General features: G+C 63.7%; 14 protein-coding genes. 9 read left to right on the top strand and 5 right to left on the bottom strand.

Annotated features, from left to right (window positions below):
• Positions 1–1,101, bottom strand: coding sequence for a DegT/DnrJ/EryC1/StrS family aminotransferase (locus G9U53_RS11935; protein WP_165638720.1), 1,101 nt, complete (start codon positions 1,099–1,101; stop codon positions 1–3).
• A 110-nt stretch (positions 1,102–1,211) separates the two neighbouring features.
• On the opposite strand from G9U53_RS11935, the gene G9U53_RS11930 reads away from it, so the two are divergent.
• Together G9U53_RS11930 and G9U53_RS11925 are read left to right on the top strand one after the other, a co-directional pair.
• Positions 1,212–1,928 (top strand): DapH/DapD/GlmU-related protein, encoded by a 717-nt coding sequence (locus G9U53_RS11930; RefSeq protein WP_099696810.1) that lies wholly within the window; start codon positions 1,212–1,214, stop codon positions 1,926–1,928.
• A 58-nt stretch (positions 1,929–1,986) separates the two neighbouring features.
• Positions 1,987–3,006: a lysylphosphatidylglycerol synthase transmembrane domain-containing protein gene (locus tag G9U53_RS11925; protein WP_058038039.1), complete on the top strand. Its 1,020-nt coding sequence runs from the start codon at positions 1,987–1,989 to the stop codon at positions 3,004–3,006.
• Between the two features lie 7 nt (positions 3,007–3,013).
• On the opposite strand, the gene rfbB is transcribed toward G9U53_RS11925, so the two are convergent.
• Positions 3,014–4,015: a dTDP-glucose 4,6-dehydratase gene (rfbB, locus tag G9U53_RS11920; protein ID WP_165638719.1), complete on the bottom strand. Its 1,002-nt coding sequence runs from the start codon at positions 4,013–4,015 to the stop codon at positions 3,014–3,016.
• Between the two features lie 96 nt (positions 4,016–4,111).
• Between rfbB and rfbA the strand changes: the two genes are divergently transcribed.
• The 4 genes from rfbA to G9U53_RS11900 are packed head-to-tail and all read left to right on the top strand — an operon-like array spanning position 4,112 to position 7,632.
• A complete protein-coding gene (rfbA, locus tag G9U53_RS11915) occupies positions 4,112–4,987 on the top strand; it encodes a glucose-1-phosphate thymidylyltransferase RfbA (protein WP_042447804.1) in 876 nt (291 codons plus the stop codon).
• A gap of 1 nt (position 4,988) precedes the next feature.
• Positions 4,989–5,594, top strand: coding sequence for a dTDP-4-dehydrorhamnose 3,5-epimerase (gene rfbC / locus G9U53_RS11910; protein WP_165638718.1), 606 nt, complete (start codon positions 4,989–4,991; stop codon positions 5,592–5,594).
• A gap of 51 nt (positions 5,595–5,645) precedes the next feature.
• The gene (locus G9U53_RS11905) at positions 5,646–6,737 is read left to right on the top strand and encodes a trypsin-like peptidase domain-containing protein (protein WP_030535804.1); all 1,092 of its coding nucleotides are present in this window, start codon (positions 5,646–5,648) and stop codon (positions 6,735–6,737) included.
• Positions 6,738–6,771: 34 nt separating this feature from the next.
• Complete coding sequence (locus tag G9U53_RS11900; RefSeq protein WP_042447632.1) at positions 6,772–7,632, top strand: hypothetical protein; 861 nt, start codon at positions 6,772–6,774, stop codon at positions 7,630–7,632.
• Here the strand turns inward: G9U53_RS11900 and G9U53_RS11895 are convergent.
• From G9U53_RS11895 to G9U53_RS11885, 3 genes are read right to left on the bottom strand one after another with little or no spacing between them, the layout of a single operon-like run.
• Complete coding sequence (locus G9U53_RS11895; RefSeq protein ID WP_003943846.1) at positions 7,618–8,589, bottom strand: alpha/beta hydrolase; 972 nt, start codon at positions 8,587–8,589, stop codon at positions 7,618–7,620. The genes G9U53_RS11900 and G9U53_RS11895 overlap by 15 nt on opposite strands.
• 19 nt (positions 8,590–8,608) lie before the next feature.
• Complete coding sequence (locus G9U53_RS11890) at positions 8,609–9,517, bottom strand: PIN domain-containing protein (protein ID WP_165638717.1); 909 nt, start codon at positions 9,515–9,517, stop codon at positions 8,609–8,611.
• Between the two features lie 54 nt (positions 9,518–9,571).
• Entirely contained in the window at positions 9,572–10,048 is a 477-nt protein-coding gene (locus G9U53_RS11885; protein WP_073513418.1) for a GtrA family protein, read from the bottom strand.
• Positions 10,049–10,111: 63 nt separating this feature from the next.
• On the opposite strand from G9U53_RS11885, the gene G9U53_RS11880 reads away from it, so the two are divergent.
• From G9U53_RS11880 to G9U53_RS11870, 3 genes are all read left to right on the top strand, one after another.
• Complete coding sequence (locus G9U53_RS11880; RefSeq protein WP_003943934.1) at positions 10,112–11,545, top strand: FAD-binding oxidoreductase; 1,434 nt, start codon at positions 10,112–10,114, stop codon at positions 11,543–11,545.
• Positions 11,542–12,303 carry a decaprenylphospho-beta-D-erythro-pentofuranosid-2-ulose 2-reductase gene (locus G9U53_RS11875; RefSeq protein WP_007731800.1) on the top strand — a complete coding sequence of 254 codons (762 nt, stop codon included), beginning with the start codon at positions 11,542–11,544 and terminating at the stop codon, positions 12,301–12,303. The genes G9U53_RS11880 and G9U53_RS11875 overlap by 4 nt, the downstream gene beginning before the upstream one ends.
• 90 nt (positions 12,304–12,393) lie before the next feature.
• Positions 12,394–14,247 carry a galactan 5-O-arabinofuranosyltransferase gene (locus tag G9U53_RS11870; protein WP_075835100.1) on the top strand — a complete coding sequence of 618 codons (1,854 nt, stop codon included), beginning with the start codon at positions 12,394–12,396 and terminating at the stop codon, positions 14,245–14,247.
• Positions 14,248–14,294 lie beyond the last annotated feature (47 nt).

Genomic DNA, 14,294 nt, shown 5'->3' with positions numbered 1-14,294 from the left:
TCAGGCCTCCATGGCGCCGCGTACCGCGGCAACGATCTGATCGACGTCGCCGGCGGACAACGCAGCGTGGACGGGGATGCTCAGGCACCGCGACGCAACCGAAGTGGCCACCGGCGTCTCGTCGATGACGACGCGCGGATGTTCGCGGTAGCACTCGTAGTCGTAGACGGCCTTCGGGTAGTAGATGCCGCTACCGATGTCCTTCGCGGCCAGACGCTCACTCAACTGGTCGCGAGTGATCGGTGCGTCTTCGGCCAGCAGCAAGGTGAACTGATGCCAGACATGTCCACGACCGGACAGTTCGCTCGGCAGGATCAGTCCTTCGACGTCCTTCAGGCCGACACGCAAGGCCTCCGCATTCCGGCGGCGCGCCTCGACCTGCTGCATGTACGTCGCCATCTGGGGCAGAGCCAAGCTCGCCTGGAGGTCAGTCATCCGGTAGTTCTGGCCGACCATCTCGTACTGGTAGCGCGCCCGCATGCCCTGGTTGCGCAGGACCCGAAGTCGATCGGCGATCGCGTCGTTGTCGGTCGTGATCATTCCGCCCTCGGCGGTCGTGAGGTTCTTTGTTGCATAGAACGAGAAGCAACCCACACCGAAACTGCCGGCGCCTCGCCCGTCGAACGTCGCTCCGTGGGCCTGAGCGGCGTCCTCGACGACAGTCAGACCGTTCTTCGATGCCAGCGGCATCAAGGCACCCATGTCAGCCGACTGTCCGTACAGATGAACCGGCATCAGAACCTTCGTGCGGTCCCCGATTCGATCGGCAGCGACTGCCGGGTCGATGTTGAAATCGGACTCGGAGATATCGGCGAACCGCGCCGTCGCGCCTGCCTCGAGAATCGCATTGAGCGTGGCCACGAACGTGAACGGCGTGGTCAAAACCTCGTCACCTGGCTGAAGATCCTGGACCTGGAGAGCCGCGATCAACGCCGTAGTGCCGTTGTTCACCGCCACCGCGTGTCGCGTGCCCACCAGCGCCGCGAACTCGTCCTCGAGCCGCTTCACCTTGGGTCCCTGCGCGACGATTCCCGATCGCAGAGTGTCCAGCACCTCGCGCTCGACTTCTTCCCCGAACGAGATACTGGATATCGCGATCACTGAGTTACCTCCGATAGATTCATCCGACCGTCGTCGGAACGAAATACCCCGACAACCCAGGAAGCGTATCGAAACACGATTCGATACTTCGAGAGGATTCCGGAACCTGCATGTCTGAACGAGCCGACTGCCACATCCATCCGACCGCCGTGATCGGCGCCGACGTACTGATCGGGGCGGGAGTCACGATCGGACCGAACGCGGTACTCACGGGCCCACTCGAGATCGGCGACGACTGCTGGATCGGCTCGGGAGCGGTCTTGGGAGCTCCCCCCGAGATCCTCGGCGCGTTACATCCGACGTCCTGGTCCGTCAGCGCCGGTCTGGGAATTCGAATCGGTGCTCGAACGACGATTCGCGAATTGAGCACAGTCCATCAGGGAAGCGAACGCCGCACCGAAATCGGCGAAGACTGCTTCGTGATGAACAGAGTGGGAATCGAGCACGACGTGCAGATCGGTGACCGCTGCGTCGTGTCCTCCGGTACGACGCTTGCCGGGCACGTCAGCGTCGGAGACGGCGTCAACCTGGGCATGCACACTGTCGCGCACCAACGACGCGTCGTCGGCTCCGGATCCATGATCGGCATGGGAACCGTCGTGGTCAAGGACGTCCCGCCCTTCTCCAAGGCCTTCGGCAACCCGGTGTCGTTGCACGGTGTCAACCGGGTCGGAATGAGCCGATCGGGTATCTCGGACGCGGACATTTCCGCAATCGAAGACCTCTACGCCGCCGGCAGCTTCGGCACGTCACCGGCCATTCCGGACTCGCTGTCGGAGGCCTTCACCTGGTGGCGGGAACGCGCCGACAAACCGCTCGTGGTTTAGCGAGACAAATCCTGGTTGGTATCGTCTGCGAAATGACGAACGGGCGGGATGCAGGCGCGTGAGTACCTCTCCCGAATCTGAACAACCGGTCGAAGACGTCGAACCGGCCGCAGAGCCGAACGCTCTACGCGGCCTTCTCGTCAACGGATTCAAGGTCCTCGTCACCCTCGCGATCGTCGTCGCGATCATCTTCGCGGTGAAGTCCCAATGGTCCGAGGTCAAGAACACGATCACCGAGCTGAACTGGTGGACGCTTGCCGCCTCGTCGGTGTTCATCTTCCTCGGTATGGGTGCCGCAGTGCGGGCCTGGCAACACGCACTCGGCGCCCTCGAACAACCGATTCCGGCCTTCGACGCCGCTCGCGCTTATCTGGTCGGCCAACTCGGCAAGTACCTTCCCGGCAGTGTCTGGGCCTTCGTTCTGCAAACGGAACTCGTGAGGCGCGCCGGTGTGTCCCGTGCCGCAGGCTTTGTCGCAGTGCTGGTCACGGTGGGGTTGAGCACAACTTCGGCGCTGGTCGTCGGCCTCTTCGGTCTACCTGCCCTGTTCGAGGTCAGCACGGCGGCAGCGGTCGGCGTGATCATCCTCGTACCGATCGCATTGGTCTGCGCCTACCCGCCGGTGCTCACACGCCTGGTGAACCTCGCACTGAAACTGCTCCGCCGCACGCCGCTGCACAAGCCGCTCACGATGCACAAGATTGCGCTCGCATTGGGCTGGTGCGCAGCAAGCTGGGTGCTCTACGGCATCCAGTTGTGGCTACTCGCGTCCAGTTCGGCCGGCTTCGAAATCCGTGGGCTCGTCCAGTGCATCGGCGCTCTCGCCCTCGGTATGTGCGCGGGCGTCCTCGTGTTCGTCGTCCCGTCCGGAATCGGTGTCCGCGAAGCCGTCATCGTCGCAGCGCTTTCACCGTTCATGGATGCCGGCGTCGCGCTCGGCCTCGCACTGGCGTCGAGGCTGCTGTTCACCCTCTGTGAGGTCTTTGCCGGCGTCGTGGCTGCACTGTCGGGATCACGAGGCCTGCGCAATGCACTCGTGCACGAGCGCTCGCGGGTGCCGGACCCCACCAAAGCCTGACGTTCGGTCAGACCACTTTCTCGGACGCGGAATACTGCGTCTCGACGCCGGCCTTCTGCGGACGCCACCACTGCTCGTTGTCGCGATACCACTCGACGGTGGCTTCCAGTCCGCTTCGAAAATCGCGGTACTGCGGCTTCCACCCAAGTTCCTGCTGCAGTCGCGTCGAATCGATCGCATACCGCAGATCGTGACCAGGGCGGTCGGTGACGAAGTCGAAATCGTCCGGCTTGCGTCCGAAAATTTCGAGCAGGGTCGCAATCACCGTCCGGTTGTCGGTTTCACCGTCGGCGCCGATCAGATACGTCTCGCCGGACTTTCCGCGGTCCAGGATGTCCCAGACGGCGCGGTTGTGGTCCTCGACGTGAATCCAGTCGCGGACGTTGCGGCCTTCCCCGTACAACCGTGGACGCACTCCGTCGAGCAGATTGGTGATCTGGCGTGGGATGAACTTCTCCACATGCTGGTACGGGCCGTAATTGTTGGAGCAGTTCGAGATGGTCGCCGCGATCCCGAACGAGCGCACCCAGGCGCGCACGAACAGATCACTCGACGCCTTGGACGCGGAGTACGGGCTCGACGGGTTGTACGGTGTCGTCTCCGTGAACTTCGCCGGATCATCCAGTTCGAGGTCGCCGTACACCTCGTCGGTCGAAATGTGGTGATAACGGACCCCGTGCGAACGCACTGCCTGCAGGAGCGAGAAGGTTCCCATGACGTTGGTGCGCAAGAACGGTTCGGGGTCGGCGAGGGAATTGTCGTTGTGGCTTTCGGCCGCGAAGTGCACGACTGCGTCGGAGCGCGAGACAAGATCGTCGACCAGCGGCTCGTCGGCCACGTCGCCGTGGACAAACGTGATCCGGTCCTCGACGGACGCCAGGGACTGGCGATTTCCGGCGTAGGTCAGAGCGTCGAGAACCGTGACTTCCACGTCGGGACGCGTCGCCACCGTCTGATGAACGAAATTGGCACCGATGAAGCCGGCACCCCCGGTGACCAGTAGTCGCACGTCATCTCCTCAGGCTCATCGGACGAACCCCACTTTAGCGGCCGGGAGTGTCATGTCCGTTTGCGTCGGCAGGCAGGAGTGCAGGACACTGCACGCATGCGCGGAATCATTCTGGCCGGTGGCACCGGGTCGCGGTTGCACCCGATCACCCTCGGAGTGAGCAAGCAACTCTTGCCCGTCTACGACAAGCCGATGATCTACTACCCGCTCTCCACTCTCATGCTCGCCGACATTCGCGACATCTTGATCATCACGACCCCACACGACGCCGAACAATTCCGCCGGGTTCTCGGCGACGGCTCACAATTCGGCGTCAACCTCACCTATGCAGTGCAACACGAACCGAACGGCCTCGCAACGGCATTCACCCTCGGCGCAGAGCACATCGGATCCGACTCCGTGGCGCTCGTCCTCGGCGACAACATCTTCTACGGCCCCGGCCTCGGAACCCAACTCAGGCGTTTCTCCGACATCGACGGCGGAGCCGTATTCGCTTACTGGGTCTCGAATCCGACCGCCTACGGCGTCGTCGAATTCGACGACTCGGGTCGCGCCGTGTCCATCGAGGAAAAGCCGACGTCACCGAAATCCAATTACGCAGTCCCCGGCCTCTATTTCTACGACAGCGACGTCGTGGACATCGCACGCACTCTGAAGCCCTCTGCGCGTGGCGAATACGAAATCAGCGACATCAATCAGCACTATCTCGAAGCTGGCAAACTTTCTGTCGATGTCCTCCCCCGCGGAACCGCGTGGCTCGACACCGGCACACCCGATTCCCTGCTCGAGGCAGCGAACTACGTGCGGACCATCGAACACCGCCAAGGCCTCAAGATCGGTTCCCCTGAAGAGGTTGCGTGGCGTCAAGGATTCATCAGCTCCAACCAATTACGCACTCAGGCAGAAGCATTGGGCAAATCCGGGTACGGCAACTACCTACTCGAGCTGCTCGAGCACGGCAAGGAATGGTGACGTGGAAATCCGTCCACTGAAGATCGCCGGAGCTTGGGAAATTACACCGAAGCAGTTCGGCGACAACCGCGGTGTCTTTCTCGAATGGTTCAAAAGCTCCGCCTTCACCGCCGCGACGGGCCGCACTCTCGACCTCGCGCAGGCCAACTGCTCGGTCTCCGAAGCCGGTAGCCTCCGCGGGATCCACTTCACCGACAATCCGCCCGGACAGGCGAAGTACATCACCTGCGTGAAAGGTGCCTTCCTCGACGTTGTCGTAGACCTGCGCGTCGGATCACCGACCTTCGGCGAGTGGGATGCAGTGGTGATCGACGACGTCGATCGACGAGCGGTGTTCCTGGCGGAAGGCCTCGGCCACGCGATCCTTTCACTCGAAGACGGATCGACAGTGATGTACCTGTGCAGCATCGAATACTCCCCCCACCTGGACCGCGACCTCGATCCCTTCGATCCGGAACTCGCGATCGAATGGCCGAGAACAGACCGTAAGGGCAACCCTCTGACCTACGAGCTCTCCGCAAAGGACGCTGCCGCGCCGTCCCTGGCGACGCTCCGCGCGGACGGCATGTTGCCCGGTTCTGTGGCCGAAGATTCGCCGAATCGGTAATCTTCAACTTTCACGACTCGATGGCATGACACCGGCGGGACGGACGGCTGGATGACCAAACGTGCGAGCAGACGCGGCCTGTGGACGGCCGTCGTTCTCGCAGCCGGCCTCGGTGGTCTCGCGCTGGTCGCACCGCCCCTGACTCCGGGAACGATCGAGTCCGCACCGGTCACCGTCATCACGACCACCCCACCATCGCCGGTTGTTCCGCTCACCCCGGAGGAGCTCTCGGCCCGAGTGGTCCCCACCATCGTCACCATCACGGCGCCGGCCGGATTCACCACCACTGCTGGGACCGGGATCGTGCTCTCCCCTGACGGAGTGGTGCTCACGAATCACCACGTCATCAGCGGAGCCTCGGACGTCACCGCCGTCAGCATGTCCAACGGGCTGATCTACGACGCCGAGATCCTCGGGTACGACAGCGTCAGCGATCTTGCCGTCCTTCGACTCGCGGGCGCTGACGATCTGCCGGTGGCTGTGGTCGGCAAATCAGCAGAAGCCGCTCGCGGGGACTCCGTCACCGCAATCGGAAATGCGGAAGGCGGCGGAGTACCCGTCCCGGCTCCCGGCGTCATCACCAACCTCGGTGTCACCGTCAACACCCGCAACGTGTCCGACGGATCGCGAAACCAGTTGAAGGGCCTCATCGAGGTCGACGCGGACATCCGGCCTGGCGATTCCGGTGGCCCCCTGGTCAACGCCATTGGCGAGCTGATCGGCGTCAGCAGCGCGGGCAACGCCGTCACCGACCGCACCGAAACCTCACCGGCGCCTCAGTCCTACGCGATACCGATCGACACCGCACTACCGATCGTCGAGCAGGTACTCGGTGGCCGCTCCTCCGAGAACGTGCGTGTGGGACCGACACCCGTACTCGGTGTCGCGGTGAAGGATCACGCGGACATGCCGGCCGGCGCCGAAGTTGTTGCCGTGAGCTTCGATTCGCCGGCCGAGCGGGTGGGGCTGACCAAAGGTGCGGTCATCACCGAGTTCGGTGGCAGCCGGATCGCGTCGTCCGCTGATCTCAACGCGGCGATGAGCTCGCGCCGCCCCGGCGACACCGTCGCGGTGACGTGGGTGGACGCAACCGGGCAACCCGGGACCGGGTCGCTGGTCCTCGACGAGGGGCCACCTCGCTAGTCGTACAGGGCGCCAGCCGTGAAAGCATCGTGGCATGACCACGGTTCTCCTGCTCACCTGTGACGGCGCCGCCCGCGAGGCGGATGTCGAAAGCAAACTCGTCATGGAAGCTCTCACCTCCTACGGCATCGCGTCGACGATGGCGCCGTGGTCGAGCCCGTCCCTCCTCGATATCGACGCCGACCTGGTTCTGATCCGGTCGACCTGGGACTACACCCAGCGCCTCGACGAATTTCTTGCCGTTCTCGATCAGCTGACCGCTCCGATCGCCAATCCACTCTCGATCGTGAAGTGGAACGCACACAAGGGATACCTCACCGAACTTGCCGCGGCCGGCGTACCTATCGTCCCCACCGCTGTGATCGCTGCCGGACAGAGCGAAACACTCACCCTCCCTTCGTTCGAGGGTGCCGACGTCATCGTCAAGCCTGCAGTGTCCGCCGGCGCTGTCGGAGTGGGAAAGTTTGCCTCGGGGTCCGCGCAGGCCCACGCTCACCTCAGCTCGATCCTCGAGAGTGGCAACGACGCGTTGGTCCAGCCATTCGTCTCGGACGTCGTCGACGGTGAGCGCTCGATCATCCACATCGGCGGACGCTACTCGCACGCTGTCCGGAAGATCCCGGCCGCCAACGACTTCCGCGTGCAGGAATTTCACGGTGGAACCAACCACCTCCACGAACCGTCCGCCGCCGAACTCGCGGTGGCCGACGCAGCACTGGCCGCGACCCCATGCGGCCCCGGCGAATTGCTTTATGCGCGTGTGGACGTCGTGGGCCCGGTGGATCAACCACTGCTCATGGAAGTGGAATTGATCGAGCCAGAACTCTTTCTGCCATTCGCCCCTGGATCTGCCGACGCCCTCGCACGGGCAGTTGTCGCGTCACTGCGCACGTGACGCCTGGGGCGGGACCGCATCTAGCCTGGCGCGAATGAACCTGGCAACGTCACGTAGCGCAGCCCGGCTCTCCGGCAAGCCAGGCCAGACGGCGGGAAACGCGTGAACCTGGCCGTTCCAGATCTGCAGCGAGCACGGCACCCCCGCGGCGGCGAGCCGTTGCGCCATCACCTCCGAATCGACTCTGAGCACCTCGGATTCGGCGGCGATCAGCAACGACGGCGGCAGAGCGGCCAGATCGCCGTCGACGGGTGAGTTCGTCTGTCCGCCAAGCTTTCCGATCGCCATCAATGCCGACACCGGGGCGATCACGTCGCGTCGAGCGTTGGCGTGGACTGATTTGGTGGTGCAATCGAGATCGAGGAGAGGTGAGAGCCCGACAAGACCGGCCGGAACCTCGAGCCCCGCGGAAACAGCTGCAAGTGCCGTCGCGAAAACCAGGAAGCCTCCGGCCGAATCGCCAACGAAGACAACCTTTTCCGGCAAGGCTCCCTGTTCGAGGAGCCACCGGTATGCATCGAGACAGTCGTCGACGGACCCGCTGATGCTCGTGCTCGGCAACTGTCGATATGCGATGTGCAGGACCGGAAGGCCGGTTCGCTTGGCGATGCTTGCAACGACCGGCCGATGCGTGTTGAGCCCGCAGCACATGAACCCGCCGCCGTGCAGGTAGAGAACAACCCCGTCGCGCAGATCAGCCGTCGAGCCTGCCGTCCGCACGAGTTCACCGTCGAAACCTGGAAAGCGAATCGCTTCCCGATCGATCCCGGACGGAATGCGTACACCCGCGGCCGAGTCCAGCACTGCGGCGCGGCGCATGGCGCCAGGCGTCAGCGGCGCGATCCCGACCACGGGCCGAAGCATCCATCGACACGCGTTGTAGAGGACCTGCGATTCGATACTCGGCCTGCCGTATCGAGTTCCGGTCCTTCGACTGACTGTCGGCAACAGAGACATCTGTCCAGATTAGAAGCGATCAGGCACCGAAGAGGTCGACTTCGTCGAGATCGTCGACGATCGTGACCTTTCGTTTCCGCCCGCCGATGACCTTGCCCAGACCGCGCAGTCCACCGGACTGAGCTTTCGGGGCGGGTTCGATGCGCTGCGGCGCAACTCTCGTCCGCGCTGCGCGCTGAACAGGCTTGGGGGCGGGGGCTGCTGCAGGTGCCGCGGGTTCGGGAACCTCGGCTGGAACCACCGCTTCCGGCTCCACGAAGCCCTGAGCAACCGGGGCCTCGGGCGCGACCTCAGCGGCTTCCTCGACCTCCGCCACCTGCTCCACCTGCACCGGTCCGTCGATCACCGGGATGTCCGACGCCCAGCGGACCCGATACTCGAGGCCGCGCGACGCCAGTTCACGTGCGAGATCGCCATGCCAGACCCCGTCTTCGCCGTCGCCGTATACCCGTGTGTCGGAACTGACCCAGATCACGTCGACGCCCGGGTTCCGGTCGGCGAGATCGAGCACGGTCAGCCAGTTCAGCGTCGCCGGATATCCGTCTCGCTTCTTCTTGTCGGTATAGGGCCGACGCAGCGAGATCGCCCTCTCGGCCACCTCGAGATGCGACACGTCGACTGGATCGACCACTTCGACGCCGATCGCCACGAGGTCTTCGATCACGTCGTCGACGTAGCCGTCGGCCTTGTCGTGAGCCGCGTCGACAAATCTCGTGAGGTCACGCCGCAACCCCAGTCGGTCGTACATGCGCGCCTGGACGCTCAGAGCCGCGATCATCTCCGCCGATTCCTCGCGGTAGCGGCTTGCAACCTCGAGGACGACCAATCGCGGCACGACGACGCGGTGTCCGAGCGCGCGAGCGTCGGCGACGGCAGTGTCGAACCGTGCACCCCTGGTCAGGGCCGAAGAATCGAGAACGATGATCATGGGCTCGATTCTCTCTCGAGAAACCGGACGAATGCGCTAATCCACCCCGAACCGTTACTTGATCTTGAAGATCACTGCCCGCTGAACGATGAAGTTGATGACCGTCGCGGTGCCCTGCGCGATGACGAAGGCCAGCGGCATGCGCCACCACTCGTCGGCGAGCACATGCACCATCAGCGCGTTGAGCCCGACCTGAACCGCAAAAGTGACCGCGTACAGCACGACAACAGCGATGAAGCGGGCGCGAGAAGGCTCGGCCTTGAACGTCCACCGCCGGTTGATCAGATACGCCGTCGTAGTGCCGGCGATAAAGCTGATCGACTTGGCCACGCTCAGATCGAGGCCGACGACCTTGAACAGGAATGCATACAGCCCGTAGTCCACGACCGCCGACAGCCCACCCGTCGCGACGAACCGGACGATCTGCGTTTTCAGGTCCAACGCGTCGTCGGCGATGTCCGTCGTGACAGGAATCTCGACGGGCAGCGGGACGTGGGGTTCGTGCTGGTGACTTGCAGGTGTTTCGGGCACGACGACGAGAGTAACCACTCGAGTCGGAGCCGTCGGCACTACTCCCAGGTAACCTCTACCTTGATGTCCACGACAGCAGAAGAGACGCCGCAGCCGGCTCTCCACACCCAAGCCCGCACCCTCACCGGTTGGGGACGCACCGCCGCCACCACTGCACAGGTGCTGTCCACCCCCGACGTGGAAGTGATCGCCAACGCGGTCGCCCAGGTTGCGGAACAGAACGATTCCAAGCCCTCGCATCTGCGACGCGGCGTCATCGCGCGCGGCCTCGGCCGCTCGTACGGTGACCCAGCGCAGAACGCCGGCGGCCTGGTCATCGACATGAATGCACTCAGCCGCATTCACCGCATCGATCGCGACACCGCTCTGGTGGACGTCGACGCCGGCGTGAATCTGGATCAGCTGATGAAGGCTGCTCTGCCGTTCGGCCTGTGGGTTCCGGTCCTGCCGGGTACTCGTCAGGTCACGATCGGCGGCGCCATCGGCTCGGATATCCACGGCAAGAACCACCACAGCGCGGGCAGCTTCGGCAACCACGTCGTGTCGTTGGATCTGCTGACGGCCGACGGCAAGGTTCGCACGCTCACCCCCAAGGGCGGGCGCAACGACCCGAAGGCCGCACTGTTCTGGGCCACGATCGGCGGCATGGGCCTGACGGGCATCATCTTGCGGGCAACCATCAAGATGACACCGACGGAGACGGCGTACTTCATCGCCGACGGCGACGTCACCAACAGCCTCGACGAGACCATCGCGCTGCACAGCGACGGCAGTGAGGCCAACTACGAGTATTCGAGCGCGTGGTTCGACGCGATTTCCGCGCCCCCGAAGCTCGGCCGGGCGGCAGTCTCGCGCGGATCTCTGGCGAAGCTCGACCAGCTTCCGGCCAAGCTGCAGAAGAACCCGCTTGCCTTCGATGCGCCGCAGTTGTTGACGTTCCCCGACGTCTTCCCCAACGGTCTGGCCAACAAGTTCAACTTCACCGCGATCGGTGAGGTCTGGTTCCGCAAGTCCGGCAAGTATCGCGGCAAGGTCCAGAATCTGACGCAGTTCTACCACCCGCTCGACATGTTCGGTGAGTGGAACCGCGCGTACGGATCCAACGGATTCCTGCAGTACCAGTTCGTGGTTCCGCCGGAGGCCGTCGACGAGTTCAAGAAGATCATCGTCGACATCCAGCGCAGCGGGCACTACTCGTTCCTCAACGTGTTCAAGCTCTTCGGCGAAGGCAATCAGGCGCCGCTGAGCTTCCCGATCCCGGGCTGGAACATCTGCGTCGACTTCCGCATCAAGCCGGGCCTGAACGAGTTCGTCACCGAACTCGACAAGCGTGTCCTCGAATTCGGCGGACGCCTGTACACGGCCAAGGACTCGCGGACGTCCGCGGAAACCTTCCACGCCATGTACCCGCGCATCGACGAGTGGATCGCGACGCGCCGCAAGTACGACCCCACAGGCGTTTTCGCCTCCGATATGTCCAGAAGGCTGGAACTGTGATCAACGCTGTAGGTAACCCGCAAACCGTTTTGCTTCTCGGTGGAACCTCCGAGATCGGCCTCGCCATCTGTGAGGAATACCTGAAGAAGGCGCCGCTCCGCGTCGTTCTGGCGGCACTCCCTGGCGATCCGGGACGCGAAGCTGCGGTCAAGCAGCTCGAAGCGAAGGGTGCCACCTCGGTGGAGCTCATCGACTTCGACGCCGTTGATTTCGAATCGCACCCGAAGGTGATCGACCAGGCGTTCTCGAACGGTGACGTCGACGTCGCCATCGTCGCCTTCGCACTGGACGGTGACTCCGAAGAGCTGTGGCAGAACCAGCGCAAGGCCGTTCTGGTGGCAAACGTCAACTACACCGCTTCCGTCTCGGTCGGTGTTCTTCTCGGCGAGAAGATGAAGGCTCAGGGCTTCGGCAAGATCATCGCGATGTCGTCGGTTGCCGGCGAGCGCGTCAAGCGTGCCAACTTCGTCTACGGATCCACCAAGGCGGGCCTCGACGGTTTCTACCTCGGACTCGGCGAGGCTCTCGCGGAATTCGGACCGCAGGTCACCGTCGTTCGCCCCGGCATGGTGCGCACGCAGTTCAGTGCCCACGTCAAGGAAGCTCCTCTGACGGTCAACAAGGACATCGTCGCGAAGCTCGCTGTTGCCGCCTCGGACAAGGGCAAGGAAATCGTCTGGACTCCCGGCCCGTGGCGCTTCGTCATGATGGGTCTTCGCCACGTGCCGCGCCCGATCTTCCGGAAGTTGCCGGTTTAAGCTCCTCCCGTGCCAGAAACAACAACTGCTCCGAGTACAGACCTTTCGACCCCGTCGCCGTGGCGTAATGCCGCGGCGACGGTGGTGGAAATGGCCCTCGGAGCGCTGGTCGCCGCTGTTGTAGCCGCTGTCGGGCTCTTTGCTTTCGGCCGAGTGCAGTGGCCGGCGTTCACCTCTTCCAATGTCACGCAGGCAGTCACGACAGTGCTGCAGGTGCTCTGCATCGCAGTGGTCGGTGTTGCGGTTCTGATGTTCCGCGCCCGCAAGGCCGAGCGGGTCGCAAAACTCCTCTCGTGGGCCGGGCTCTCCGGCTTCGTCACCACGACGCTCGGACTTCCCCTGGCCGCGACGAGTCTGTATCTGCACGGCGTCTCGGTCGATCAGCAGTTCCGGACCGAGTACCTGACCCGGCTGACGGATTCTGCTGCGCTGCAGGACATGACGTACGTGGATCTGCCGCCGTTCTACCCGGCCGGCTGGTTCTGGATCGGTGGACGCGTCGCGAACCTGCTGGGAATGGACGGCTGGGAAGCCTTCAAGCCCTACGCGATCGGCTCGTTGGCTGTCGTCGCCGTCGTTGCACTCGTGTTGTGGACCAAGCTGATTCGACGCGATTGGGCCGTCGTCGCGGCATTGGCCGTCACTGCCGTCGTGTTGGCGTACAACTCCCCCGAGGCGTACGGCGCCGTCATCAACCTCCTGATCCCGCCGGTGCTGATCCTCGCGTGGGGTGCATTGGACCGGCCGGGGGCATCTCGATTTGCCGGAGCCGGCGCAATACTCGGGACGGGCCTGTTCCTCGGTTTCGCCGCAACGGTCTACACGCTCTATCTCGGATTCGCCGCGTTCGCAGTGACTCTGATGGCAGTGGTGGCCGCAGTACTTGCCGCACGCGCCCAGAACACGTGGAAAGCCGCACTGGGACCCCTCGTCAGGCTCGCCGTGATCGCGGTGATCTCCGGCCTGGTGGCTCTGACCGTCTGGACGCCGTACCTGCTGAAGGCACTCTCCGGTGCCACCGCAGAGTCCGGCACCGCAATGCACTACCTCCCCGATTCCGGTGCGGTACTGCCCTTCCCGATGCTGAGCTTCACCCTTGTCGGTGGACTGTGCCTACTCGGCACGATCTGGCTGATTTCGCGGTTCCTGTTCTCCCGCCGCGCCCGAGCACTCGGTATCGGTGTCATTGCCGTGTACCTGTGGGCACTGCTGTCCATGACGTTCACCGTCGCCGGCAGTACGCTCCTCGGCTTCCGACTGGAGCCGGTCCTGATCGGACTCCTTGCCGCCGCCGGTGTGTTCGGTTTCTTCGAGTTCGCCGGTTGGATCGTGCTGGCCACCAGCGAAAATCCCCGCGTCAAAGCGGTACTGGTTGCACTCGGTGTCATCGGAGCCATCGCTTTCGCGCAGAACATCCCGCAGGTGCTGGCGCCGGATATCGCTGTGGCATACAGCGATACCGACGGTAACGGCGAGCGCGGCGACAAGCGGCCCCCGGGTGCCGAAGCCAATTACGCCGACATCGACCGGATCATTCGCGAGCAGTTGGGACGCGAACCCCATGACACGGTGGTCCTCACTGCCGACATCGGCTTCCTGAGCTTCTACCCGTACTTCGGCTTTCAAGGACTGACGTCGCACTACGCGAACCCGCTCGCCGATTTCCGTGCGCGCGCTGCGCTGATCGAGCAGTGGTCGGAACTGAAGACGCCTGACGAACTGATAGCTGCGCTGGACTCGGCGCCGTGGCGCAGCCCCGACGCCTTCGTCTTCCGCCAGGGCGCCGACGGGTACACGCTGCGGTTGGCAGAGGACGTCTACCCCAACGACCCGAACGTCCGCCGCTACACGGTCACGTTCCCCAAGGAACTGTTCGACGATCCTCGTTTCACCGTGACCGAGCAGGGGCCGTTTGTGGTCGTTACCCGCTCTGACGCAATCTAACCAGGAGATACGTCACAAAAGGCTTACCGTCGGGGTCGTTGACGCGA

Origin of the sequence: Rhodococcus sp. D-46 (assembly GCF_011290655.1) — a bacterium.
In the GTDB taxonomy this organism is placed as follows: domain Bacteria; phylum Actinomycetota; class Actinomycetes; order Mycobacteriales; family Mycobacteriaceae; genus Rhodococcus_F; species Rhodococcus_F qingshengii.
The sequence above is the reverse complement of the archived record's forward strand: the minus strand, read 5'-3'. Positions and strand labels throughout refer to the sequence as shown.